Origin of the sequence: Lachnoanaerobaculum gingivalis (assembly GCF_003862475.1) — a bacterium.
In the GTDB taxonomy this organism is placed as follows: Bacteria; Bacillota; Clostridia; order Lachnospirales; family Lachnospiraceae; genus Lachnoanaerobaculum; species Lachnoanaerobaculum gingivalis.
In genome coordinates, this window is the sequence record NZ_RRCO01000007.1 from 15,721 (window position 1) to 40,305 (window position 24,585).

The 24,585-nt window shown below is 36.4% G+C and carries 21 protein-coding genes, 1 tRNA gene and 3 pseudogenes; 5 read left to right on the forward strand and 20 right to left on the reverse strand.

Annotated features, from left to right (window positions below; all coding sequences use genetic code 11):
- Window positions 1-64: 64 nt before the first annotated feature.
- The 6 genes from dnaJ to EHV10_RS12950 form a co-directional block, all read right to left on the reverse strand.
- Entirely contained in the window at window positions 65-1,162 is a 1,098-nt protein-coding gene (gene dnaJ, locus EHV10_RS12925) for a molecular chaperone DnaJ (protein WP_128675014.1), read from the reverse strand.
- 15 nt (window positions 1,163-1,177) lie between these two features.
- Entirely contained in the window at window positions 1,178-3,046 is a 1,869-nt protein-coding gene (dnaK, locus tag EHV10_RS12930) for a molecular chaperone DnaK (protein ID WP_128675015.1), read from the reverse strand.
- A gap of 95 nt (window positions 3,047-3,141) precedes the next feature.
- Window positions 3,142-3,759 (reverse strand): nucleotide exchange factor GrpE, encoded by a 618-nt coding sequence (grpE, locus tag EHV10_RS12935; RefSeq protein WP_128675016.1) that lies wholly within the window; start codon window positions 3,757-3,759, stop codon window positions 3,142-3,144.
- Window positions 3,760-3,770: 11 nt separating this feature from the next.
- Window positions 3,771-4,802, reverse strand: coding sequence for a heat-inducible transcriptional repressor HrcA (gene hrcA / locus EHV10_RS12940; protein WP_128675017.1), 1,032 nt, complete (start codon window positions 4,800-4,802; stop codon window positions 3,771-3,773).
- A 187-nt stretch (window positions 4,803-4,989) separates the two neighbouring features.
- A complete protein-coding gene (locus tag EHV10_RS12945; RefSeq protein ID WP_128675018.1) occupies window positions 4,990-6,336 on the reverse strand; it encodes a sodium-dependent transporter in 1,347 nt (448 codons plus the stop codon).
- A 79-nt stretch (window positions 6,337-6,415) separates the two neighbouring features.
- On the reverse strand, window positions 6,416-8,101 hold the full coding sequence (locus EHV10_RS12950) for a tryptophanase (protein WP_128675019.1): 1,686 nt from the start codon (window positions 8,099-8,101) through the stop codon (window positions 6,416-6,418).
- A 613-nt stretch (window positions 8,102-8,714) separates the two neighbouring features.
- On the opposite strand from EHV10_RS12950, the gene EHV10_RS12955 reads away from it, so the two are divergent.
- Both EHV10_RS12955 and EHV10_RS12960 read left to right on the forward strand, forming a co-directional pair.
- Window positions 8,715-9,371: a helix-turn-helix transcriptional regulator gene (locus EHV10_RS12955; protein ID WP_128675020.1), complete on the forward strand. Its 657-nt coding sequence runs from the start codon at window positions 8,715-8,717 to the stop codon at window positions 9,369-9,371.
- Window positions 9,372-9,516: 145 nt separating this feature from the next.
- Window positions 9,517-10,320 carry an N-acetylmuramoyl-L-alanine amidase family protein gene (locus tag EHV10_RS12960; RefSeq protein ID WP_128675021.1) on the forward strand — a complete coding sequence of 268 codons (804 nt, stop codon included), beginning with the start codon at window positions 9,517-9,519 and terminating at the stop codon, window positions 10,318-10,320.
- Window positions 10,321-10,611: 291 nt separating this feature from the next.
- Here EHV10_RS12960 and EHV10_RS12965 read toward each other — a convergent pair whose 3' ends face one another.
- Window positions 10,612-10,833 carry a transposon-encoded TnpW family protein gene (locus EHV10_RS12965; protein ID WP_128675022.1) on the reverse strand — a complete coding sequence of 74 codons (222 nt, stop codon included), beginning with the start codon at window positions 10,831-10,833 and terminating at the stop codon, window positions 10,612-10,614.
- 176 nt (window positions 10,834-11,009) lie between these two features.
- Window positions 11,010-11,906 carry a hypothetical protein gene (locus EHV10_RS12970; protein WP_128675023.1) on the reverse strand — a complete coding sequence of 299 codons (897 nt, stop codon included), beginning with the start codon at window positions 11,904-11,906 and terminating at the stop codon, window positions 11,010-11,012.
- Window positions 11,907-12,138: 232 nt separating this feature from the next.
- Between EHV10_RS12970 and EHV10_RS12975 the strand changes: the two genes are divergently transcribed.
- Complete coding sequence (locus EHV10_RS12975; RefSeq protein ID WP_128675024.1) at window positions 12,139-13,422, forward strand: helix-turn-helix domain-containing protein; 1,284 nt, start codon at window positions 12,139-12,141, stop codon at window positions 13,420-13,422.
- Between the two features lie 417 nt (window positions 13,423-13,839).
- Here EHV10_RS12975 and EHV10_RS15640 read toward each other — a convergent pair whose 3' ends face one another.
- The 12 genes and pseudogenes from EHV10_RS15640 to EHV10_RS13030 all read right to left on the reverse strand — a co-directional run bounded on the left by EHV10_RS15640 (window position 13,840) and on the right by EHV10_RS13030 (window position 22,639).
- Window positions 13,840-13,986 (reverse strand): hypothetical protein, encoded by a 147-nt coding sequence (locus tag EHV10_RS15640; protein ID WP_243116141.1) that lies wholly within the window; start codon window positions 13,984-13,986, stop codon window positions 13,840-13,842.
- 20 nt (window positions 13,987-14,006) lie between these two features.
- Complete coding sequence (locus tag EHV10_RS12980) at window positions 14,007-14,564, reverse strand: replisome organizer (protein WP_243116142.1); 558 nt, start codon at window positions 14,562-14,564, stop codon at window positions 14,007-14,009.
- Between the two features lie 117 nt (window positions 14,565-14,681).
- A pseudogene (locus tag EHV10_RS12985) lies at window positions 14,682-16,166 on the reverse strand (MobA/MobL family protein); the annotation flags it as partial.
- A 527-nt stretch (window positions 16,167-16,693) separates the two neighbouring features.
- Window positions 16,694-16,852 (reverse strand): annotated as a pseudogene (locus EHV10_RS15645) (DUF3847 domain-containing protein); the annotation flags it as partial.
- A gap of 177 nt (window positions 16,853-17,029) precedes the next feature.
- Window positions 17,030-17,446 (reverse strand): sigma factor-like helix-turn-helix DNA-binding protein, encoded by a 417-nt coding sequence (locus EHV10_RS12995; RefSeq protein ID WP_128675025.1) that lies wholly within the window; start codon window positions 17,444-17,446, stop codon window positions 17,030-17,032.
- 180 nt (window positions 17,447-17,626) lie between these two features.
- Entirely contained in the window at window positions 17,627-18,091 is a 465-nt protein-coding gene (locus EHV10_RS13000; RefSeq protein ID WP_128675026.1) for a hypothetical protein, read from the reverse strand.
- The gene (locus EHV10_RS13005; protein ID WP_128675027.1) at window positions 18,075-18,728 is read right to left on the reverse strand and encodes a HEAT repeat domain-containing protein; all 654 of its coding nucleotides are present in this window, start codon (window positions 18,726-18,728) and stop codon (window positions 18,075-18,077) included. The genes EHV10_RS13000 and EHV10_RS13005 overlap by 17 nt, the downstream gene beginning before the upstream one ends.
- A 3-nt stretch (window positions 18,729-18,731) precedes the next feature.
- Entirely contained in the window at window positions 18,732-19,256 is a 525-nt protein-coding gene (locus EHV10_RS13010; protein ID WP_128675028.1) for a PadR family transcriptional regulator, read from the reverse strand.
- Between the two features lie 71 nt (window positions 19,257-19,327).
- A pseudogene (locus EHV10_RS13015) lies at window positions 19,328-21,155 on the reverse strand (DUF4368 domain-containing protein).
- Window positions 21,156-21,244: 89 nt separating this feature from the next.
- A complete protein-coding gene (gene tnpA / locus EHV10_RS13020) occupies window positions 21,245-21,697 on the reverse strand; it encodes an IS200/IS605 family transposase (protein WP_128675029.1) in 453 nt (150 codons plus the stop codon).
- Between the two features lie 208 nt (window positions 21,698-21,905).
- Window positions 21,906-22,280, reverse strand: coding sequence for a hypothetical protein (locus EHV10_RS13025; protein WP_009664220.1), 375 nt, complete (start codon window positions 22,278-22,280; stop codon window positions 21,906-21,908).
- A gap of 285 nt (window positions 22,281-22,565) precedes the next feature.
- A tRNA-Pro gene (locus tag EHV10_RS13030) sits at window positions 22,566-22,639 on the reverse strand.
- 183 nt (window positions 22,640-22,822) lie between these two features.
- On the opposite strand from EHV10_RS13030, the gene EHV10_RS13035 reads away from it, so the two are divergent.
- Together EHV10_RS13035 and EHV10_RS13040 are read left to right on the forward strand one after the other, a co-directional pair.
- Entirely contained in the window at window positions 22,823-23,362 is a 540-nt protein-coding gene (locus tag EHV10_RS13035) for a hypothetical protein (protein WP_243116143.1), read from the forward strand.
- A gap of 232 nt (window positions 23,363-23,594) precedes the next feature.
- Window positions 23,595-24,557 (forward strand): Mbeg1-like protein, encoded by a 963-nt coding sequence (locus tag EHV10_RS13040; protein WP_128675030.1) that lies wholly within the window; start codon window positions 23,595-23,597, stop codon window positions 24,555-24,557.
- Window positions 24,558-24,585 lie beyond the last annotated feature (28 nt).

Here is a 24,585-nt window from a genome sequence, read left to right on the forward strand (position 1 = left end):
CAGTAGTATTTCAGTCAAATACGAACGTAAAAAAAGCCACCAAATAGTGGCTTTCTCTTATATTTTATTTATTCATTGTTGCATCAAAGGCTTCCAGTGCTTCCTTTTGTTCCTTTGTAAGCTTTGTAGGTACCGATACCACCAAGGTTATGTAGTGATCACCTCTGTTATTTTTATTTCTAAGGAAAGGTACTCCCTTGCCTTTTAATCTTACTCTTGTATCTGTCTGAGTTCCGGCTTTTACCGCCACTTCCACTTCACCGTCTACTGTCTTTACTCTGATACTGCCGCCAAGTGCAGCCTTTGCAAAGCTTATAGGCACTGTTGAGAAAATATTGGTATCCTGGCGCTTAAAGATAGGATGAGGACTTACGACCGCCTCTACAAGCAAATCTCCTCTCGGACCGCCGTTTATTCCCGGTTCTCCGCCTCCTGCCATTCTTATAGACATACCGTTATCTATACCTGCAGGTATATCCACCTCAAAGCTCTTCTTCTTTTGAATATATGCCTTACCGTTACATTCAGGACATTTGTCCTTAATAATTTTTCCTGTCCCGTTACATTCAGGACATGTCTTTACATTCTGCATAGTGCCAAACAATGTCTGCTGTGAATATATCACCTGACCTTTTCCGTTACACTTCGGACAGGTTGTAGGCGATGTACCCGGCTTTGCTCCCGAACCGTGACATGTAGCACATTCTTCCTTGAAGTTTACCTTAATTTCCTTCTTACATCCGAAAACACCCTCTTCAAAGGTAAGTCTTACAGATGCTCTTACATTTGCTCCCTTCATCGGGCCTGTTCTTGTGGCTCTGCTTCCGCCACCGCCAAACATGCCTCCAAAGAGATCTCCGAAAATATCCTCACCGCCAAAATCAAATCCGGAGAAGCCTCCAAATCCGCCGGCTCCGGCACCTGCTCCACCATCAAAGGCAGCATGACCAAATTGGTCATACTGTCTTCTCTTATCAGGGTCGCTTAGCACTGAATAGGCTTCACTGGCTTCCTTAAACTTCTTTTCAGCCTCAGGATTATCAGGATTTGAATCCGGATGATACTTTTTTGCCAGCGCTCTATATGCCTTTTTTATTGCAGAGTCATCAGCGTTTTTGTCAACGCCAAGTACTTCATAGTAATCTCTTTTACTCTCTGCCATCAGTTGCTCTCCTTATTATACCTCTTTAAAATCACCGTCTATAACATCATCATTTGAAGATGTGCCGGCATCCTGTGCTCCTGTTGTGTCTGCACCTGCTGCACCTGCATTCTGAGCCGCACCTGCCTGCTCATATACCTTTGCAAAAAGCTTCTGAGCACTTTCCATAAGCTTCTCTTTGCCTGCCTTGATATCACTTATCTGATCATCTGTCATAGCATCAATCGGTGCTCTGTTGATAGCCTCTTTTAATGTAGTAAGATCAGCCTCAACTGCAGCCTTGTCATTTGCATCAAGATTGTCACCAACTTCTTTTAAAGCATTCTCAGTCTGGAATACTATAGAGTCGGCTTCATTTCTTGCATCAATGCCTTCTTTTCTCTTCTTATCCTGTGCCTCAAACTCAGCAGCTTCCTTTACAGCCTTGTCGATATCACTTTCTGACATATTTGAACCTGCTGTAATTGTGATATGCTGCTCCTTACCTGTTCCAAGGTCTTTTGCAGATACATTAACGATACCGTTTGCATCAATATCAAATGTAACCTCTATCTGTGGAACACCTCTTCTTGCAGGTAAAATACCGTCAAGTCTGAACTGTCCTAAAGTCTTATTATCTCTTGCAAACTGTCTCTCACCCTGTACTACATGGATATCAACAGCTTCCTGATTGTCTGCAGCTGTAGAGAATATCTGGCTCTTCTTTGTAGGTATTGTAGTATTTCTCTCAATAAGCTTTGTAGCTACGCCACCCATTGTCTCAATTGAAAGTGAAAGCGGAGTAACATCAAGAAGTAATACATCTCCTGAACCTGCTTCTCCTGAGAGTTTACCTCCCTGAATACCTGCACCGATTGCAACACCCTCATCAGGGTTGATGCTCTTAGATGGCTCCATACCTGTAAGAGCTTTTACCTTCTCCTGTGCATTGATCATTCTTGTAGATCCACCTACAAGCAATACCTTTCCAAGATCGCTTGCTGTAATACCTGCATCCTTAAGAGCATTCTGTACAGGTAAAGCTGTTCTTTCAATAAGGTCAAGTGTAAGCTCATCAAACTTAGCTCTTGTAAGTGTAATATCAAGGTGCTTCGGTCCCTCTGCTGTTGCAGTAATAAACGGAAGGTTGATATTTGTTGTTGTTGCTGTTGAAAGCTCCTTTTTAGCCTTCTCTGCAGCTTCTCTAAGTCTTTGAAGTGCCATCTTATCTGTTGAAAGATCCACACCCTCAGTCTTCTTAAACTCACTTACAAGCCAATCTGTAATTTTATTATCAAAGTCATCACCACCAAGATGTGTATCACCGTTTGTAGCCAAAACTTCTATAACTCCGTCACCGATCTCAATGATTGAAACATCGAATGTACCACCACCAAGGTCATATACCATAATCTTTTGCTCTGCATCATTATCAAGACCGTAAGCAAGAGCTGCGGCTGTAGGCTCGTTGATAATTCTCTTTACATCAAGACCTGCAATCTTACCTGCATCCTTTGTGGCCTGACGCTGTGCATCGTTGAAATATGCAGGAACGGTAATAACAGCCTCTGAAACCTTCTCACCCAGGTAGCTCTCAGCATCAGCCTTCAGCTTCTGAAGAATCATTGCTGAAATCTCCTGTGGTGTGTATGACTTACCGTCAATTGTCACCTTATAATCTGTACCCATATGTCTCTTTATTGAAGAGATTGTTCTGTCTGCATTTGTAACCGCCTGACGCTTTGCAGGCTCACCTATAAGTCTCTCACCTGTCTTTGTAAATGCTACTACTGAAGGTGTTGTTCTTGAACCCTCAGAGTTTGGAATAACTACAGGCTTTCCACCCTCCATAACTGCTACACAGCTGTTTGTTGTACCTAAATCTATACCAATAATCTTACCCATTATTTTATCCTCCATAATAAATCAAAATTTGTATTTTCTAAATCTATATAAAATATCTTACTTTGTCTTTACAAAGCAAAATATAGTCTCAAAAATTAATTTGCAACCTTTACCATGCTATGTCTAAGAACACCGTCCTTATACATATATCCTTTTAAAAGTTCCTCAGCGACCACATTTTCACCTAAGCTTTCATCTTCTATATGCATTACTGCATTATGTAAGTTAGGATCGAAGTCTTTGCCCACACAATCAATCGGCTTAACTCCCAAATCCTCAAGAGTCTTTGTCATCTGATTGTATATCATTGCTATTCCTTCAGCAAAAGCTTTGCCTTCACCATCTGCAGGTGCTGCAAGCATTGCCCTTTCAAAATTGTCAACTATCGGCAAAAGTTTTTCAGCCACACTTCTTGCTCCCATATCAAACATGGTAGCTTTTTCTTTTTCACTTCTCTTTCTGAAATTATCAAACTCCGCCATGCTTCTTTTAAGTCTGTCCGTCAAATCAGCAATGGCAAGGTCTTTTTTATCAGGCTTTCCTTCAAGATTTTCATCACTGAAAGCTTCTTCCACCTCAGCCTCCATAGCTGCAGCCTTTGCCGCGGCCTCCTCAGGTGTTTCTTCGGCTTCCTCAACAAATTCCCCTGTCTCTTCGCCTTCTAAAACCTCTTTGTTCTCTTCCTGTTCTCTTTTTAAATCTTTTTCTTCCACAGCCCTCTCCTCTATTCATCATTTTTAAACTGCTCATCAAGCGATGCCATTACAGTTTTTATAGTTTTTAATACTTTCTCATAGTCCATTCTCTTCGGTCCTACTATACCTATAGAGCCTCTGAGTCCTTCGCCTATTTCATAATTGGCTGTAACTACGGAAAGATCTCTCATGTCTGAAATCGGCACTTCATTTCCGATATATACTCTGATACCGTCATTATCATCATCATTTACACCTGCAAGTATTTCCTTCAGCTTATCCTTTTCTTCAAAAGCGTTTACAAGCTGGCTTGCTTTCTCTCTGTCGGAGATCTCAGGGTACTTGAAAATATTTGTGGTACCGCTTGTATATATCTCAAGGTTGTCGGTAGCACTTTCAAACACTGCCGCTACTTCTCGTAAAACCTTATCTACTATATCACTATAAACTCCTGCATCCGTTCGTAACTTATTCATAATGCTTAAGTTTATCTCTTCCACAGTAAGTCCGTTTAATGAAGTATTTATAAGCAGATTCAGGTTTAAGATTTCGCTCTCTGATATTTCGCTGTCGATATCTATTATCTTATTGTTGATAATATTACCTTCGGCAACCGTTACCAAAAGGAGCTTGAACCTATCTATCTTTGAGAGCTGCAAAAACTTTACTTTATTGGAGTGTATTGTCGGTCCTGATATCATCGCGGCATAATTGGTGTCTCTTGCAATAATCTTTGCCAAGTGCTTTAAGAGCGTTTCCAATCTGTCCACTTTTTTAAACATCAAGTCCTTAAATGCCTCAGTCTCTATCTCCTTTTCTCTCAAAATCTCATCTACATAGAATCTGTATCCCTTATCTGAAGGTATACGTCCTGCAGAAGTATGGGGTTGTAAAATATAACCCATTTCTTCCAAATCGCTCATTTCATTTCTTATAGTAGCAGAGCTCAAATTTAACTCAGGGAGCTTTGAAATAGTTCTTGAACCTACCGGCTCCCCGGTTTCCATATAATTCTTTATAATAGCTTTTAAAATAATCGCTTTCCTGTCTTCCGAATCCATTCGCTCCTCCCTTCTTTATTTGTTAGCACTCATTTATATAGAGTGCTAACTCTATTAGTTACTATATTCCATATAGGAATATTTGTCAATAACTTTTTTAAATTTTTTATACCATTTTTTATACCGACAAAATAAAAAACTCCCAAACATATATGTCTGAGAGTTTATATTATTTATTATAGCCTTATCAGCCTATTCCTCCATAGAATGCACCTGCTATAAGTGCAAGCAATGCAAGACCTGTATATACATACTTACCTAAGAAGAACCAGATTTCTCCTTTCGGCTTCTTTGCACCTGTATTTACAGCTTCCATAGTATACTTCTTTCCGAATACAAAGAACAACATTACCGATGCCAGTACCGCACCTATCGGGCAAATATAGATAGATACCGCATCCATCCAGCTTCCTACAATTCCTTGTATAACTATTGCAACAACCACACCTATTACTCCGATGATTCCTACAGACTGTACTCTGCTGAGTTTAAACTGCTGCTGTAATGTAGCTACAGGCGCCTCATACAGATTTACAAGTGAACTGAGTCCTGCAAATGTAACACATACAAAGAATATAATTCCTACAATCATGCCGCCCGGCATCTGATTCATTATATTTACAAGGTAGATAAACATAAGTCCCGGACCGCCTTCACTAAGTTCTGCTCCCGATGTAGCCATAGCAGGTATAATAACGAGTGCTGCAAGAAGTGCCGCACAGGTATCAAATATAGCTATGTTCATTGCAGAGAAAGGTACATCCTCTTTCTTACTGAGATAGGAACCGTAAACAACGGTACCGTTACCTGCAATAGAAAGCGAGAAAAATGCCTGTCCGAATGCAAATATCCAAAGTCTTATGTCCTTTAATCCTTCAGGATTTACAGTAAAGATATACTTATATCCGTTTACTGCACCCGGCTGTATTCCTATATAAACAGCAAGTCCGATCATCATTACGAAAAGTAGCGGCATCATAAACTTATTTGCTTTCTCTATACCGTCTGCAACTCCTAATGCCATGATAGCAAAGTTTACAACGAGTGCTATTATTATCCAGGTGTTGTTTCCGAATGCTGTAGCTGTAGATCCGAAAGTTCCACCAATGACATCCATATTGGTGCCCATTCCAAAAAGCTTACCTGTAAATGCCATTACTACATATTTAAATATCCAACCTACTACACATGAATAACCTATTGCGAGAGCCAAAGAACCTATTGTAGGTATAATTCCTATACTCTCACCTACTTTTCTGCTCTTTCCGGCATGAGCCATAGCAGCACCGAATGCTCCTATAGGACCTTTTCCTGTGCTCCTTCCAAGTGCGATTTCTTCCACTACTCCTGTACTGCCTATCAATATAACGAATATAAAGTAGGGAATCAAAAAAGTCATTCCCCCCCAGGCTGACACAAGCACCGGAAATCTCCACAGGTTTCCCATACCTACAGCTGAACCTACACATGCTATAATAAAACCTATTTGTGAGTTAAAACCATCCTGCTTTACAGGCGTATTATCTAAACCCATAAACTTCCTCCATCTTGCCAAAAAATGCAAGTCCCACTTAAAGCAGTCCGGTCTTTACAAGACCGTCTGCCAAAATGTCTTATTTATTTTCCCAGTATCCGTAATTTCCTTCATCACACATCTCTTCTTTGCTTGGAGCATATGGCTCTGCCCATGCATGGAAATGTCTCATAGGTAATGTGTGACCGAATGTAATCTTTAAATTAGGAACGGTATCTCTGTCTTTATAAAGTTGTGTCAATGCTGCGATAATATAATCCATATGCTGTTTGCTGAACTGACTTCTGTTGATAGCCAAACGAACAACATTACATACTTCCTTTTGCTGCTCAGGAGTCTTTAAATCATATTCCATAGAGAAATCTCCAAGCTCTGAACAACGAATACCGTAACGATGGATCATCTCTAAAGAAAGTGCCTGTCCGGCAAAGCTCTCATGTCCTCTCTTATAGTTAAAGAATTTATCAACATCAATATAAACTCCATGTCCGCCTGCAGGCTGTACAACAGGAACACCGTTTGCTGTAAGTCCGTCTGCCAGATACTGACACTGTCTTACTCTCTCATCCTGATAATCAAATCTTGCCTCTTCATACATACCCTGGCAAAGAGCCATAATATCATGTCCCGACATTCCGCCGTAAGAATCATTACCGTAAGCTGATATCTGACGAACCTTTAAAAGATGTCCGATATCCGTCTTTACGCTGCCGTCCTCATTAAACTCTGAGAACTTCTGCCAGAAAAGACCTTTGTCACGGAAAGCTAAAACTCCACCCATATTTGCATGTCCGTTTTTCTTCAGTGATGCTGAAACTACATCAAAGTAAGAGAACATCTCTTTAGCTATTTCACAGATAGACTTGTCGGCATAACCCTCTTCATTCATCTTTATGAAGTAGCAGTTTTCAGCCCATCTTGCACCGTCCATAACAAATGGGATATTGTACTTATGTGCAATCTTTGAAACTTCTCTGATATTCTTCATAGAAACAGCCTGTCCGCATACCGAGTTGTTTGTTACTGTAGAATAAATAAGCGGAACATTCTCAACACCTACAGCTTCAATAAGCTGATTGAGCTTATCTATGTCCATATCTCCCTTGAAAGGATTTTTCTCATACTTTCCGCTCTCAGGTACCTCAAATAAAATCTCTTTGTGGAAAAGGTTTCTAGGTACATTACCCATCTGCTTGATATTACCTTCTGTAGTATCAAAGTGAGCATTTGACGGAATAGTAAATACTTTACCCGGCCATCTCTTTGCAAATAACGGCTTTAATACATCAAATAAAAGTGCCTCTGCACAACGTCCCTGTGGAACGATAAATGTGTTAGGTCTTGAAAGCTGATACTTACCGCCATTGATAAATCCACCTTCATAGTCAACCAGATACACTTCATTCATCATCTTCTCTACATCATCCTTGTCTACTCCCTCTTTGATGTAATTGATAAGTCTCTTCTGATCGTCTCCTCTTTCCCATACATCTCTGAATGCATCCAAAAGAACATAATATCCTTTATTTCTTCCGTAAGACTCATCTGCAAGGAACATAGCCGACCATTGTGTGTCTGTCATTGATGTAGTACCTGAGTCTGAAAGGCAGTCAATATATAAAAGACCTGCAGGGAAAGCAAACTCATTATAATGAGTCATTTCAAGGGCTTTTCTTCTTTGCTCCTGTGTAACTGTAGGAACTTCTCTCACTACATGTGTCCATGACTTCGGTGCCTCTACACCTAACATCTTCTCATACTCCATTTTAATACCTCCAAATACAAAAATATATTTTGATACCCCGGTCATCGTAAGTAACGACTGGCGGACGGTATTACAATCATTTTGAGCAATAAATATATCATCTGATTATCGAGACTATATGCATTTAATCTCTAAAAGTTTTATATTTATGTGAAATATTATCTAATTATTGCTATGAGAATAATTTATCACCTTTTTAGAACATTGTCAATATTGTTTAATAAAAAGCTTATTGAGGTTTATTTTTAGTATATTTATGTGCATTTTGCATTAATTTTTTATTTTAAGATAATTCTTTGGAAATAAAGAAATCGCTATTTGATAAATTTATCGGGATTTTTCTTAACTTCGGCTTTAAGCAGATATACAGATATATAGTTAAAAGCCCTTTATTTTCATATATATTTTTAAATAAAATAATATTTGAGAATTTTTATGAGAATTTTTTCTCATTTTCTTAATATCAACTCTTTTCTGCTTAATTTTTCATTTTCGTGATTTTGCTTAAAACTTAAATTTTATATCATAATGTTTTAAGTTTTGGTATAATAATAACAGTTATTTCTTCAAGCTTTAATATGCCGGTACAATACAAATATGATTTGGAGTATTTATGAATGAATTTGATATGAAGCGATATATTGATATTTCCGATTTTTTGGGCACTCTGCTGGGCCCGGACTATGAAATCATATTATATGATCTAAAACATATAATATATATAATAAACGGAAATATAACCGGCAGACAAGCAGGTGATGTGCTCAGTACAACGATGAAAACCCTATTGCAGAACAAAGAATCCGCTGATAAAAAATGGATATCAAACTATAGAGCTCTTTCAGCCAACGGCAAAATTCTCAGATGTTCTACATTTTATATAAAAGATGAAAAAGGCAAACTTGTAGGAGCTCTCAATATAAACTTTGACGACAACAGGTACAGAGAACTTTCAAACCTTGTTTTTTCTCTATGTCATCCGGATAATTATGTGTCCAAAAATATTTCTATCGAAATAAAGGGAAACGATGACCAGGCAATTTTTTCCGAAAACATTTCAAATACGATAGATGAAATATTAAAAAGAATCGATAAATCTCTTCCTTTCAGCAGACTGAGTCATTCAGAAAAGCTTGATATAATACGTCAGCTCTATCAAAAAGGTATTTTTTCTATGAAAGGTGCTATAAAGACAGTAGGTCATAGGCTTTCATGCTCTCCTGCAAGCATGTACAGATATCTGGAAACGGTAAAAAATGAGCAGCAATAAATTTCTACAGATATTTAAAAAAGTATATATTATCTTTAATTAAAAGTAATATTAACTACTCAATTTATGTGCTACAATAGTACAAAAGGTATATCTCTTTAAAAAAGAGATGTGAAAAAAATCCGGTATAAAAGAAAGGAATTTTATGAAAAAACTGATTTTAATTTTTTCACTGCTTTTTTCACTCTTTATGAGTATGTCGGTATTTGCTGCCGACTATAGTATAGGCAGTGCTTCATGGGATGTAGGAGACAAGGCATTGGCAACCTGGGATGAGACTGAGGACAAAACAAAGTACAAGGTACAGTTGTATAAGGGAAACAAAAAGGTTGGATCCAATAATGCCGCAAGCTCCGAGAAATATGATTTTACAAAACTGATCATCGACAATGGTGCAGGCAACTACCATTTTAAAGTTTATCCTTTAAAGGGTGGTCCAAGTATGACTGTAGATTCTGATATCGAGTATTTTGACTATGATGCGATAGCTGAATATAAAAAGAAAAGAAGCGGTACAACTCCAAGCTCCAATAATACTAACAACAATACTAACAGCACCACTTCTACAGGAACAAACAACGCAACCGTTACCGGATGGTATCAGACAAACAATACATGGCATTACAGAAAGGCTGACGGTACACATGCCACCAACTGGTTTATGGTAAACAACCTTTGGTATTTCTTTGATGCTAACGGAAATATGCTTACAGGATGGATCGAGAATAATGGTAACAAATATTATCTCAATCAGCCAAACGGTGACATGCCTGTAGGTTGGGCACTTATAAATGATAAGTGGTACTATTTTGAGGAGTCAGGTCTTTATAAAAAGGGCTGGATTGAGTACAACGGACATTGGTATTACCTTGATGCCAACGGACAGATGGTTACAAATACAACTATCGACGGATATAATATAAATCAAGACGGTGTTTGGGTTCAATAATAAAGGGGATTTAATATGCTAAAGAAACATCAATTCTGGGCAATTGTAGCAGTTGTTGGACTGGTAATGTGTTTTATCACAGGACATGCTATGGTAGCAGGACGTAAGACAAATGCAGTTGCAGAATAAAGAAATTAAAAATCAGTACCACCGGCTAAGCCGGTGGTTTGTTATTTCGCCCTATAAGGGCTCTTTACCTGCGCTAGAGTCTAAAGACTCATCGAAAGTTCGCCAACCGCACATCATTTACTTACTTAGCCCCTTAGGCTTATTTTTTCTTATTGTCTTTTATTACCGGCTCACCCTGTTGCTACTTGTCAAGGACTTTTTAATCAAAATCATCTTTTTTTCGTCCGATTTTCTCCTAAGCTCCCTCAACATTATTCTTGTCAACTTATCTTGCATTGTTTCTGTCGCATTTTCATTGAAATGGACAACAACCTCATAGGTGGTCTTTCCAATCTTTCTCTTTGTGCTAATGCCGTTTTTATCCTTATTTTTCAGTTCTTCCATAAATTCTCCTTTCCGTTTTTTGGATTTTTGACAACAAAAAAGGAAGTATCGGCAATTCGCTTTTACTTCCTCTTGGTAATATCCTATTTGATTTTTTTACTTCGACAAACTGGGACTTATCTATTCAACACCGTTATAAATATCAATTTCTCTCCATAACTTCCTATTTATCTATCCTACAACTTAGATTTTGTTTTGCTTATTAATATACAATTATTACTAATATCATTGATAATTTTCTCGATATCATCTTTAGATAGTGGAGTGATTGTCGAAAGTTTATCTTTACCAATTCCATTCAAAGATGTTCCACATAAAATACCCTTTTTTACATTTTCAACTATCCACCATCTATCATGTATAGCTTCAGAATCATAAACATACATCGGTATGGACACCTTCTCAAAAATATTTTTATGTGAATTAATATCACATTTGCGTGTGTCAATAATTAATTTTATACTTGATACTTTTGCTGCTCTAATAATTCCTAAAAATAAGTCTATATAATCTTTATCACATTTCTTAGGAAAAAGATATGGATCAAAAATTGTTAGTTGATTTCCTTCACTTTCGATATTAAGTAATTCTTCAGAAAGAAAAGAAATCTTTTCAGATAAAGTCATATTTTTGTTACCAACAGCCTCCTCAATGTATTGATAATTATTTTCCGCCATATAATTTTTCCATGCGAGATCTACTTCTTTGTTAGGAATACGAGTTATATAATCATAATGTATCCCCATATCTTTTAAAGATTTTCCTATATCTGTAATCGTTATCAAATGTGCAGTCTCCATTAATTCAAGTATTTCTTCAATTGGAGTTTCAACACTTTCATCATCTAGAGAACATAACAACCACTTTTTTCCTTTAAGTATATCATCATTTGCAAAGGGAGGGTATTCTGACCAATTGTTAGAATAGACTTTCACATTTGATAGGGCGGAAAATACCGTATTGAAAAAGAAACATTCTATAATTCCTAAGTTATTCTTTTCTCCATTAACCATAGGATCAATAAAGTTTGTCGTATTTAAATGAAAGTAAATTATTTTCTTTTCCTCCTTCATCACCAATTATACAAATTCTGATTTGTCAATTTCTCGTCCATCCTATTATATCACTTTTCTCATATTTTTCCATTCTATCAAGCTGAATATTCATTCTCCTAGGGTGAAAAGTTTATTTCCACAACCCCTATGCTAAAGTTGCGTTTAGTCTTACACATATTTCAACTTTTACAATAGTTGCGTTTAGTAGTACAATTCAGATAAGACAGCTACCGGAAAGGTAGGTAACACTATTACATCTTTAAACTCATTTTCACATTTAACCCTTGAAGATAGACGAATTATTCTAACGGGTATTACTAACGGCTCCACTAAGACTGCTATTGCTGAAACTATTGGTAAAGATAAATCAACTGTTTGTAAAGAAATCAAGTCACATCGTAAGCTGACATACAGGTGCAGCATGCCGCTTGAATTTAGTAACTACAAGAAGTGCCCTTTTGGACGTGAATGCAAAACTGATTGTATACTTTACTCTCCATTCCACTGCAAAAGACGTGACCGCTCTCCCGGTGCCTGTAACGGCTGCACAAACTGGCGTCATTGTCGTTTTAACAAATATAAATATTCTCCGGAAGATGCATGGAATGATTATCGTTATACACTGGTAGACTCCAGACAAGGAGTAAATCTTACAGTTAAACAAGCTAAGGACATTGCTGATGTGATAGCACCACTCCTTAAACAAGGTTTATCTCCATATCAAATACTTGCTTCTCACCCTGAACTTGGTATTTCTGAAAAGACTTTATACAACTACATAGAAGGCGATGTATTTCATGAAATAGCCGGTATAAGCGTTCTTGACCTTAGAAGGCAAGTCTCTCGTAAAATTCCAAGAAAGAAGTCTAATGGTTTTAAGAAAAGGGCTGACAACAAACATCTGATTGGACGTAACTACAATGACTATAAGCAATATATTGACGAAAATCCTAATGCTCTTATAACGCAGATGGATACAGTCTATAACAACGAAACCACAGGTCCATTTATCCAAACTTTTAAGTTTATTCCATCAGGCATCCTATTTGCAATCTACCAAACTGAAAAGACTTCCACTGCTATGAAGAATGGAGTCGATACTTTAGAAGACATTCTCGGCAATGATGTATTTAGAAAATATGTAAATGTCTTGCTAACTGATAGAGGTTCTGAATTTTATGCGGCAAAGGATATGGAAACAGATATAGATGGCTCCACACGCACCAGGGTATTCTACTGTGACCCGATGCAATCAGGTCAGAAAGGTTCTCTTGAAAACAATCACATACAACTACGTTACATACTTCCAAAACAAACAGACTTGACGTCTATTGGCTTAATCAATCAAAACTCCCTTAACCTTGTTATAAGTCATATAAATTCTGCACCTGTTGAAAAATTTGGTGGCAAGAGTCCTTTAGAGGTTGCTTCCTTTATGTATCATGACCTCTATGAAAAACTTATAGCATATGGTATCAAGGAAATAGAAAAAGATAGGATTGTTTTAAAACCCTATCTTCTAAAAAATAGATAACTCTTATTATAGGTAGCTGTCAAGAGCGTCTCAAACAGGTATTTTACAAGTGGAAGTTAGTCCTACACTCAAAAAAATTCGATTAAAATCCACTTATTTGTGATGCAAAAAATTACACCTATACGCCCAAATAGCTCCCTATAATATTTATATTGTAACAGTTATTGCACCTTTTTAGTAGTATAAATGTTATATTTCTTTGATTCTGTAACACTAAATGCAACTTACATAATTTTACTTTTTAAGTTGAACTAACATTTACACTTCAGCGAATATTCATTCTTGTAACCATATTTTTATTTAACTCACTACAAAACGGTGGTAATCGTTTTAAGGCTCTTTTTCTCTCTCGGCTCTTTGTACCTATTTTGCATTTAGAAACAAAACAGAGTGCTTGCACCGTCTTTTAAGCATATCTTAAAGGTGATCTCCTATCATATATTCCTCAATCGTTGGAGCTTTGCTTCTCTCATTTGTTTTCTTTCTCAATTCTTCCTCATCTTTCTCATACCAGTGAAGCAAGGTTGCATAATGGTCTTGATAGGTCTTTCCACTGCTTTGCATATACCTTAATAGCTTTTCAATCATTGTGTTTGTGTGGCTTTTAACTTTTCCTTTAGTCTTTGATATTCTTCATCGCTTAAGTTGACATTATGAAATTCCCCGTAGGTTTTTGAGTTTGTGGGTGGGGGACTTTCTTCTTCTCCTCTCCCCTTATCTATACTAACCTTATCTAATCTACCCTTATCTATACTGGGTTGACCGCTTGTCAACCTTTGGTCAACCAAATGACAACCACTCTCTTTGATATACATTCCGTTTTTAGTTTGGGATAGGCTTTGCACCTCATTTTCATAAAGGGTCGGCTTGTACCTGTCTTTACAGATAAAGTTGTTGATTTTCCAATGGGTAATGACGATAATTCCTTGTTCAAAGACAATCACAAAGCCTTTGGCAATGAGTATTTTAAGGTCATCTTCATTCGCTCCGATAATCTTGATGATTTTCTTAGGATTATTTACAAAGCCGTCATCATCTGCCCTCATTGATAGATGAAAATATAGGCATTGACTACTTAGTGGCATATCTAAAAATAAATCGCTATCTACTATCTTTAGTGAAAACATTCTTTTATCTGCCATTTTTCTCTCCTTTCGTTCCTCTTATGCACCGAAACAGTGCGTCTGCTTATCTTATTTACGATGTTATCCCATTTTGGGACTTCATCTTTCCTCATTCCTGTAATAGTTCTTTGTCTTTTACTTTCGTTTTTCGTAGGCTTCTTGTTGCTCCTGATATTTCTTAATCTGTGCAATGACACTTGGTTTTTCTCCTCTCTTAATTGCCTTATCAATCTCAATGGATAGGTCTATTCCATAATCGTCATTGACTGTTTTGACGGCATACTTGATATGATTGATTTGCTCGTATTCATCTTTGATAGATTGAGATTGTTTGTTGAGTTTCGATATTTCACTTTCAAGGCTTTCCATCTCTTTCTTCCAACTCTTTGGCTTTAAGGCACTTTCTCCGCTTAATTTTTCAATCCGTCCTTTTGCTCTTTGGTATTTGTCGATTTCCTCTTGATGGGTATTGTAGAAGCTGTCTTTGAACAAAAAGGTTTTGCTTTTCCACTCCTCATAAATCTTTCTGTTTGCTTTGATGATGTCTGCATAGACAAGGCATTGATGAAGTGTTTCTATTCTTTGGGTTTTGGCTTTGATGTCCTGATAGATGTTCTTATTCTTGCCTTGTAGTTCGGTGATTTTTCCTTGCAAATCTGCAATGGTCTGCAATTTGTTATCGGATAGATATATCCTTGCTTTGGAAAAGCAGTTGAGGTCTGCACTTATCTTTTTGTTGCTTGCATAGGGGTTTAGTTTTCTTGCCTTTTCGCCCTGTAAGTCATAGTAAATGCTGATGTACTCATAGAGATTAAAGAGTTCCGCTTTGTCCTCATATTCCACTTTTTTCTCCTGTTTGTACTGCTCATATTTTTCAAATAAAACTTTTGTAAAATCATTCAGCCAAGAGGTGAGTTCAGCTATTCTTTCTCGGACTGCTCTCACAATGGAATTATGCTTTTTGATTTCTCGGTTGATGTTTCCTTTCTCAGTTTCTACTCCTTTTCGCTCTAAGGCACCGGCACTCGCTCCTAAATGAATGGTCGGTATTTCTTCTTTCCCTTGTCTTTGATACGAACGATGATCCACTCGTTTTTGTTCTCCAGCTTTTTCTAAATACTGATTACAAAGCGTAGCAAAATGTTCTCTCCATTTCTCCGCATTTTCTTTGTTGTTCCAATCAGTGAGGTCGATTTCCCTTGTTTTAGGTTTTCCGTTCTTGCCTAAAATCTTGTTTCCCTGTTCATCAAAAAGATATTCTTTTTTTGCTCTTTGCTCCCCAAGTGCCATCTTGACTTAAGGGGCGAACAGTTGTCATTTTATATGAACGTGAATATTTCCGTTTCCCTCGTCATTTCCTTGATGAATAGCAAGGTCTGCAATCATTCCTTTGGATACAAAATTTTCTTGTATAAACTCCCGAATAAGTTCCTTGTTTTCTTCCAAACTTAACTCTTTGGGTAGGGCAATAATGAAGTTTCTTGCAAGTTGTGCATTGATGGCTTTTTCATTCAATTCCACACTGTTCCATAAGGTGGAGCGGTCTAAAAATTCTTTCGGTGCATTTTCCGGCAAGAAAATTTCTTTATGCCCCAAACCCTTTTTGTTGTGATAATCGTGGGTTACTCCGTCCCATTAATTCGTCAGTTTCTCACAAGAAATATAGGCAGCACTTGCCACAGCACTTTTTCCTTTTCCTCTTGAGATGATGGAAATATTAAAGTGAAAACTGTCTGCCACTCTTATCAACTCCTTTCGCTTTTAGATTGTCTTTGTTCTTTTATTTTGTTGTTTCAGGTGTCGGTCTTAGCGGTTTTCTTCTTGGATAATCCGCAAGGTGAATGACCGTTTTGAAACGGTACAATAGAAAAATCCGACTATACTGTAACTTCGTTTGTTGTTTCAGTATGTCGGCTTGATAAGTAGTATCCGTTTCAAATTTTTAGGGTCAAGGGTGAGCGATAGCGAATACACTTTACCCTTGACGATAAAAAAGGGAATGGGGGATATGCGAACATCTTCGCTATTCCTCTTTTGCTCCCTGCAAGGGTAATCTTAAGCAGGACGCAAGGACACTCTTTAGGGTGTATAATTGCGCACTTAGAAAATCTAAGGGAACCAGCAATTATACGATGTCCTTGCTTTTCTTAACTTTTTTGAAATGCTCTTTGCAAAATAGCCTTTATTTCTTGATTACTTTTCTCGCTTGCTCCCTCAATAAAACTTTCTAAAATTGCCCCTCGTTTTATCAATCTATGGTTTCGCTTTTTCCGTTCTTCAAGGCTCGCCCTCTTTCTGATTTTCTTTTCCTGATTTTTTAACTACACCAACTTTTTTTCGTACTTTTCAAGTTCATTTTCTTTGATTTCAATTTCCGATTTTACTTTTTGTAGTTCTGTCCTATTGTCTTTCATATCCATTCCTCGCTTTCGTTTTTTATGAAAAAAGGTTAAGCACATTTCGCACTTAAACTTTTCGATTTATTAGATTTTACCCTCTAAGAGTTTTCTTAATTTCTCTAAAATCTTATCCCTCCTTTTCCCGATTACCTGATAGCTTCTGTTTTTTCTTTCTCCGATAGACCGTAAACTCTCCTCTCTAAAAAATATGGCAGTAATGATGTCCCTTTCTTCTTCTGTAAGAGAATTTAATGCCTTATTCAGTTCTTCGATTTGCATTTTTACTTCTACAATTTTTTCAATATCAATGCTTTCATCTACGATGTTATCTATAAAATGTCCGTCATAGTCAAATACAGAAAAGGGAAGTACATTATACTTCCAATCTTTTCTTTGAAGATACTTTTCGTGTTCCGTTATTCTCCAGTAGGCTCTGTATATTTCCTCATCTACTTTAACCGCTTTTCCTTTGACATAAAGGTAGTAATCCTTTTTATCCATTGTGTAATCCTCCTTTTCCTGTTCTCTGATTTTGGTTTTTGAGAATAGAAAAAGGAGGACTTCTACACTTTGGCGTAAACAGTCCTCTCGTATCAAAAAAAGTTTTCTATTAAAATTAACCTGTTATTTTTTATTATTTCAAAATATCATTTTATTTCAACCTCCTTGTAATTTTCTTACTCAAAATTCTTCAATAATTCCTCGATAGCCGTTCGCTTTCTCTATCAATCTTCCCTTTACACCCATTGTAAAAGCAATATCACTGCTACGAATAGCTAAGAGTTTATCCCCGACTTTTATTTCTAACATCTTCATCAAATCATCTGAAAGGTATACCGTATTTTCTTTTAGTGCAAGCCAACCGTATTTTCTTCCTTTGTAAGCAATCAACTCTCCCTCGCTCAAACTTCGGTCTGCTAAACTTGAATTTTCTTTTAATATATTTTTGAGTTTTGAATGAGAAAGTAAGGGGTCTGTCATTACACAAAATCCCCCTGTCTGCTTGCTACCGGAAACAATATAAATATAGGTTTCTTCTTGTAAATTATATTCATCTACCGCCATTCTAGGAAAGATCAGTTCTCCATTTACTCTTATCCTCGACCAACCAAAAATATATTTTCCGCCTTTAGTCATCTTTGGCATTGTCTTCACTCTCCTTTAATGTTCTTTTGGTAATCCGTATTGCACCAGCACTATGAATACGAACAACAGGGTGTGTGTCATTATATGCAAACCATTGTAATTTTTCTAAATAAGGTTTTATATACTGCGGTTTTCTCTTTCCCATTACTCGAAACATTTCCGGTGCTTCTATCCGCACTCGCACACATTTATCTTGTATCATCTTATAAAACAGATCCATTCTTTCGCAAAATAATTCAGGAGCGTTGGTTGCAATATTTTCACAAGCCCAAACAAAAGCAAGCCTAACATCGTCTGCTTGATCTTTTCTCATTTTCATTATTTTATCTAAATAAGGGATAATCAAGTTTTTATCTGCTCTGCCTATTCTTCCTAAAGCATTAACCGCACGCTCCCTGATTTTTGGATGCTCGTCCTCTAAACAAAAGGCAATATCTATAATATATGCTTCTACTTGCTTCGGATAATTTAATCCCATTTCTCCAAGAAGCCACAAGATTTTTGCTTTTACAATAACAGAATGATTTTCATTTAGTTTATTTGCAACATCATCAATCACTCCTCCCCAGTTTTCTTTGTTCTTTGTTATTTTTCTTAATTCCTTCAGGGTTTCTTTATCCTCATCTTTATTTGCCATTTTTTATTCCTCTAAATACAATTCTCTAAAGTTCTCAATCCACTTATTCAATGCTTCTGATAACAATACTTGTTGTTTTAAAATAGTCTTGCCCGTAAACGGAATATCCGTCCTCTCTTTCTCCAACCCTGATACCGCTTTTTGAAATTCCCTAATTTGACACTCGATATTTTCTGTCAGTTCCTTTCGTTCATACGAAGATACCATTTCCAAATTGATGATGACAGCATTAAAATCCAAAAATATATTTATCATTTGAGCGGAAATTTTCTTCATCAACTCAAGAAAGTATTTATTTCCTTTCTCTGTGATATGATAGATGGACTTTTCGGGCATATTTCCCTCTTTTGACACATTTCCCTTGATATAGCCTTTTTCTTCCAACTGAACAACTTTCTTATAAATGGACGGTGTGCTTACCTTGATCCATTTAGAAATATTTCGATACTCCACATTTTTTTGTAATTCATAAGCACTTTGTTCTTTTTCTTTAATCATTCCTAAAACAATCAAATCTATTGCTGACATATTTTCTCCTCCATAAAAAACTACTATAAATTATATCACTACATTTTATAGTAGTCAATGAAAGGAAATATCTATGCAGGATAATTTTTTTCTATCCTCTTATATTCACTTAGTGGTATTCCGCTTTTTTTCAGTGTTTTCAGTTTCTCCTGTTTAAGTTTTTCTCTTTGCTCCTTATATCTGTCCTCATATTCTTTTTGCTTGCCGTTTGCTTTACGTTTCAAATAGTTTTGATGAAGCCTGTCTTTTCTTACTCGTTCTTTTTCTTCCTCCTCCCTTAAATTCTTCTTTCGACGGTTCATAGTTGCCGATAAAGTTGAAGTAGATTTCGACTTTCTGATTGGAGGTTTGACTGCCTTTTCGATCTCGTTCGTGGACTAAGATTTTTTCTACAAACTCGTTGATGATGGTCGGTGTCAGTTCATCAAAGTTATCATAGCGTTCGATCAATCGGATAAACTTCTTGGCTCTGTCTGTTTCTTTTTCGTATCGCTTGATGGTTTTTTCCAACCCATCGATTTCTTTTCTAAGTTCCCTTTGCTCGGTTTCATACTGATTGTTTAAGATTTCATATCGGGTGTTCGGTATCTTCTCCAGTATCATATCTTCGTATATTCGACACATTAAGCGTTCCAATTCCTGAAGCCTGTTTTTACTATCTGTGAGCCTTGTCTTTTTCTTTTCCATTTCCATTTTCTCGCTTTCTTCCATTTCGTTTTGAATGGAATGGAGAAAGGTTTCGTTATCTTCATCAAGGATTTTCTTAATGTCTTGTAGGTTGCTTTGAATGAGATTTAAGACTACTTCCGCTTTTATCCTGTGAGCAGATGGGCAAAGTATTCCACAAGGTACTTTCGTGTAGGCACTGCAAGTATAATAGGGGATATTCTTGTAGTTGCTCGTTCTGTGAACATACATTTTACTGCCACAATCGGCACAATACATCAGTCCTGTAAGGAGGTGATATTCGCCCCAACCATCTGGATACCGTTTGACATTTCCTCGTATTCTCTGCACATTATCAAAGGTTTCTTGGTCAATAATCGGCTTGTGGGTGTTTTCAAAGATGAGCCAGTTATCTTCAGATACATATTTGCTTTTCTTATCTTTGAAATGCTTTCTTGTTTTGAAGTTGACCGTATGCCCTAAGTATTCTTGTTTTTTTAAGATACTTGCAATCGTGGAACTACACCAACGATATGGATATTCAAACACTTTGCTTTGATGCAGTCCATATCCCAATTTCTGCTGATGATAGGCGGGTATATCTACCTTGTCGGCTTCCAATATCCTTGCGATGGCATAGGGTCCTTTTCCGTCCATTGTCAGATGAAATATTCTTCGGACAACCTCTGCTGCTTTTTCGTCAATAATCCACTGATTTTTATCGTCTTTGTCTTTGATATATCCATAGGGTGGACTGCTTCCTGTGTGTTTTCCGCTTTCTCCTTTCGCTTTGAATGTGGACTTGATTTTCCTTGAGGTATCTCTCGCATACCACTCGTTCATAATGTTTCGGAAAGGAGTGAAATCATCGTCTTTGTAAAAGCTGTCTACATTGTCGTTTATGGCAATGAGTCTTACTCCCTTTTGTCTTAATATCTCCATACATTGACCGACTTTGAGGTAATCTCTGCCAAGTCTACTCATATCCTTTACGATGATACAACCGATATTTCCTTGATTGACTCCGTTCATCATTGCCATAAATCCCGGACGATCGAACTGCGTCCCGCTGATTCCGTCATCGGTAAAATGAACGATGTTCTCCAAATGATTTTTCTTTGCGTATTCTTCCAAGATTTTCTTCTGATTCATGATAGACTTACTCTCACCTTGTAGTTCATCATCTCGGCTTAACCTTTCATACAAGGCGGTTATTTTCTCATAACTTCTCACGATTACCTCCTTTCACTCAAATTCTCCAATAAAAAAGAATTAAGCAAAACATCTTTCACTCAAATAGTGATGAAGTGTTCTTCTTAATTCTATAACTCCGTAAACGGGTCTATATATTCTTTCATACTCATCTGATCATACACCATATCTTCATTTAACTGGTTCCTTATATACTCTTCTATCTTTTTTGCATTTTTTCCTACTGTATCTACGTAATATCCCCTACACCAAAAATGCCTATTTCCATACTTATATTTTAAGTTTGCGTGTCTTTCAAATATCATTAATGTACTTTTCCCTTTTAAATACCCTACAAAATCTGACACACTCATTTTAGGTGGAATTTCTACCAACATATGTATATGATCAGGACATACTTCTGCTTCTACTATATGTACTTCTTTTCTTTTGCATAGCATACTTAATATATTTGCTATGTCCTGTTTTAATTCTCCATATATTATTTTTCTCCTGTATTTTGTCGCAAATACTATATTATACTTACAATTCCATGATGTATGTGATAAACTACTATTATCCATTTGGATACCCCCTTTGATATATTTATTGGTTGGCGAACCTTTAATATTATATCAAATTTGGGGGTTTTTTTACATAACGCTAAAGCTATTTCAACCACCCGCATAGCAGGCGGTTTATTTGTTCTCTTGCGAGAACAGGGCCTTGCCCTAACAATAAAGAGCAGGGACTTTTCTAAGTCACCTGCTCTTTTATCTTTAAAGTTTAATTTTAGAATTTAATAAGCATGCTCTTTGCTATAAACGCCGCACCTCCAAAAATAAGTACCAGCATCACTACCCAATCAAAGAGGGTCAGATACTGAATATAAAACCTGGTCGACTGAATGAGACTTGCTATAATCAAAAGTACACTTAGCACCATAGCAATCTTTGAACCTTTATTCGGTCTTATAAACATCCAAACTAAAGAAAAGATAAACGGTACTATCACCAAACCTGAACTGATGTGCATACCCATCAGTCTAATGCCGCCGCCCCAGAAGGAATTTGTCACAGTTACCTTTTGTGATAAGAAGAACAAACCTACTACCAGCATGATAAGTCCTCCCCAGAAATATAAATAAAAATCATTCTTTCTACTCATATCTTTTCTCCTCTCTACTATGCTTGCTTTTTATATCTACTTTAGGTTCATTTTATCATATATTAAAATTTATACAAATTAATTTTCATTTAAGGTTTATGTGAATGTATGTACTCGAGGGACTTTTATCAGACTTCATAAAGCGGCTTTAGACGTCCTTCTTTTTTAAGCTGTTCAATTTCTTCAGGTAATAACATGCGAATCCCTATTTTTTCTTCTGCAAGCTCCTCCCTAATGCTGTAAATGGCTTAAACAAGTGTCATACATGTTTAAGCCATTTTAATATCGGAATGACAAGACTTGAACTTGCGACCTCTTGACCCCCAGTCAAGTGTGCTACCAAACTGCACCACATCCCGTAAACTATTTATACATTAACCATTATATAAAAGTTTTTATTATTTGCCAACAAAAACTTTTACTGAAACTTATATTCATAGTATAAGATATAAGTTGACAGCTTTTGCAAACGTTATATAATATTAATTAATAATTAAATTTATATTTATATTTTAAGGAGCTAGTATGAAAAAAGATTTTATTTGGCATTATCCACTCTTGCTATCAGTACAATTCTTGCAATGCCTGTATTTGCAGGAACATGGAAACAGGATAATGTAGGCTGGTGGTACGAAAGAGACGATAAAAGCTTTCCTAAATCTATTTGGGAGCAGATAGACGGATCATGGTATTATTTTAATGAGAATGGTTATATGCTATCTAATCAATGGCTTGGCAACTATTATCTCGGTTCTACCGGTGCAATGCTGACAAATACTGTTGTAGACGGATATCAGGTGGGTGCAGACGGTGCATATATCCCGGCTTCACAGTCTACAGGCAGCTCAAAATCAAATACTCAGAATACATCAACTTCAGCTTCTAATAACAGTTCAAATACAGGAACTGTTGTAAATAACAGAGCTACTGATTATATATTAAATAAAAACAGCCATGTATTCCATTATTCAAACTGTACTGCAGTACAAAAGATGAGGGAACATAATAAGATACCTTTTAGCGGAACAAGAGATGAGGCTATTTCCAAAGGATATACACCTTGTCAAATATGTCATCCTTAAAACATGTAACTCTACTAAGTAGTATATGTAATACGCTTTAAAGACTGTATGTCCTGTTAAATCAGAATATACAGTCTTTTCATCTTCTACACTGTTCTATTTCTTTATTAATTATTTTTAATACTTACTTCACTTTATCTATGTTTACAATCAATTGCTTTTATATTATTGTATATCTAAGTAACAATATTTTCTGCAGCCATACATACTGTATTTACAAAAGGAGGTTATAATGGCAAATATCATTGACTATATAAAATGGCGTGGAGATTTATCTTTTGATGTTTCTCCTTTTAATGAACTTGATAATGCGGTTTTTTCATTATTCTCCTATCTTGACTTAAAAGACTTACAAAATGAAATAAACTCAATAGGCGTTTCTCTTGCAGATGCCTGCAGATATCTAATTACTCATGATTATCACTACGGTTATATGAGTGAAATAAATTCTGATTTTTTGAATGCTCTGGCAACTTCCGAGAGATTCGGTAAGGTTATGATCCTTGATTATATAGATCTCTATCATGAGAAAAAATATCAATTTTCGTCAACCGGATTTATGTATGACGACAGTCAGATGTATATTGCATTCAGAGGAACCGATGACAGTATTGTTGCTTGGAAAGAAGACTTTATGATGAGTTTTTCAGTTATTCCGGCTCAGAAATTTGCACTGGATTTTCTAAAGCATGTTATTTCTCGTCATCCGAATACAGATTTTATAGTTGGAGGACATAGTAAGGGCGGTAATCTTGCAATCTACTCCTGTGCAATGTGTGATGAACTATTTAGGGATAGAATTACAACCATCTATAATAATGACGGACCAGACCTTTGTGATGAAGTAATCAATACCGATATAATGAATGCTATAAAGAATAAAATAATCAAAATAGTTCCCGACTTTTGTGTGGTTGGCATGATTTTTAACAATACAAAAAATATAAAAGTGGTAAAAGCCGATAATATTGCTTTCCTACAGCATGATATACTCAACTGGAACTGTATAAGAACAAACTTTGAGTATGTTGATGATATAAACAAGGATGCAGGTAAATTCAACAGTTTTGTAGACAAGGTATTGGAGAACACTGATTTAAGTAAACGCAAGGAATATGTAAATAATTTCTTTGATAAAATAATAGAATCAGGCACGACAAGGCTGCCTTGGGGTAAGAATAATCATACAACTTAAATATAGAAAGGGATTTGAATCAATAAAC

Bases quoted from the DNA above. Each gene is read 5' to 3' on its own strand.
- EHV10_RS13010 (WP_128675028.1), bottom strand. From the start codon at position 19,256: ATGTCAGCAATAGATTTGATTGTTTTAGGAATGATTAAAGAAAAAGAA.
- EHV10_RS13005 (WP_128675027.1), bottom strand. From the start codon at position 18,728: ATGGCAAATAAAGATGAGGATAAAGAAACCCTGAAGGAATTAAGAAAA.
- EHV10_RS12980 (WP_243116142.1), bottom strand. From the start codon at position 14,564: ATGGCAGATAAAAGAATGTTTTCACTAAAGATAGTAGATAGCGATTTA.
- dnaJ (WP_128675014.1), bottom strand. From the start codon at position 1,162: ATGGCAGAGAGTAAAAGAGATTACTATGAAGTACTTGGCGTTGACAAA.
- EHV10_RS13025 (WP_009664220.1), bottom strand. From the start codon at position 22,280: ATGAGTAGAAAGAATGATTTTTATTTATATTTCTGGGGAGGACTTATC.
- hrcA (WP_128675017.1), bottom strand. From the start codon at position 4,802: ATGGATTCGGAAGACAGGAAAGCGATTATTTTAAAAGCTATTATAAAG.
- EHV10_RS15640 (WP_243116141.1), bottom strand. From the start codon at position 13,986: ATGCAAAGCAGTGGAAAGACCTATCAAGACCATTATGCAACCTTGCTT.
- EHV10_RS12955 (WP_128675020.1), top strand. From the start codon at position 8,715: ATGAATGAATTTGATATGAAGCGATATATTGATATTTCCGATTTTTTG.
- dnaK (WP_128675015.1), bottom strand. From the start codon at position 3,046: ATGGGTAAGATTATTGGTATAGATTTAGGTACAACAAACAGCTGTGTA.
- EHV10_RS12960 (WP_128675021.1), top strand. From the start codon at position 9,517: ATGAAAAAACTGATTTTAATTTTTTCACTGCTTTTTTCACTCTTTATG.
- EHV10_RS12965 (WP_128675022.1), bottom strand. From the start codon at position 10,833: ATGGAAGAACTGAAAAATAAGGATAAAAACGGCATTAGCACAAAGAGA.
- EHV10_RS12950 (WP_128675019.1), bottom strand. From the start codon at position 8,101: ATGGAGTATGAGAAGATGTTAGGTGTAGAGGCACCGAAGTCATGGACA.
- EHV10_RS12995 (WP_128675025.1), bottom strand. From the start codon at position 17,446: ATGGATAAAAAGGATTACTACCTTTATGTCAAAGGAAAAGCGGTTAAA.
- tnpA (WP_128675029.1), bottom strand. From the start codon at position 21,697: ATGGATAATAGTAGTTTATCACATACATCATGGAATTGTAAGTATAAT.
- EHV10_RS12970 (WP_128675023.1), bottom strand. From the start codon at position 11,906: ATGAAGGAGGAAAAGAAAATAATTTACTTTCATTTAAATACGACAAAC.
- EHV10_RS12945 (WP_128675018.1), bottom strand. From the start codon at position 6,336: ATGGGTTTAGATAATACGCCTGTAAAGCAGGATGGTTTTAACTCACAA.
- EHV10_RS13040 (WP_128675030.1), top strand. From the start codon at position 23,595: ATGGCAAATATCATTGACTATATAAAATGGCGTGGAGATTTATCTTTT.
- EHV10_RS13000 (WP_128675026.1), bottom strand. From the start codon at position 18,091: ATGCCAAAGATGACTAAAGGCGGAAAATATATTTTTGGTTGGTCGAGG.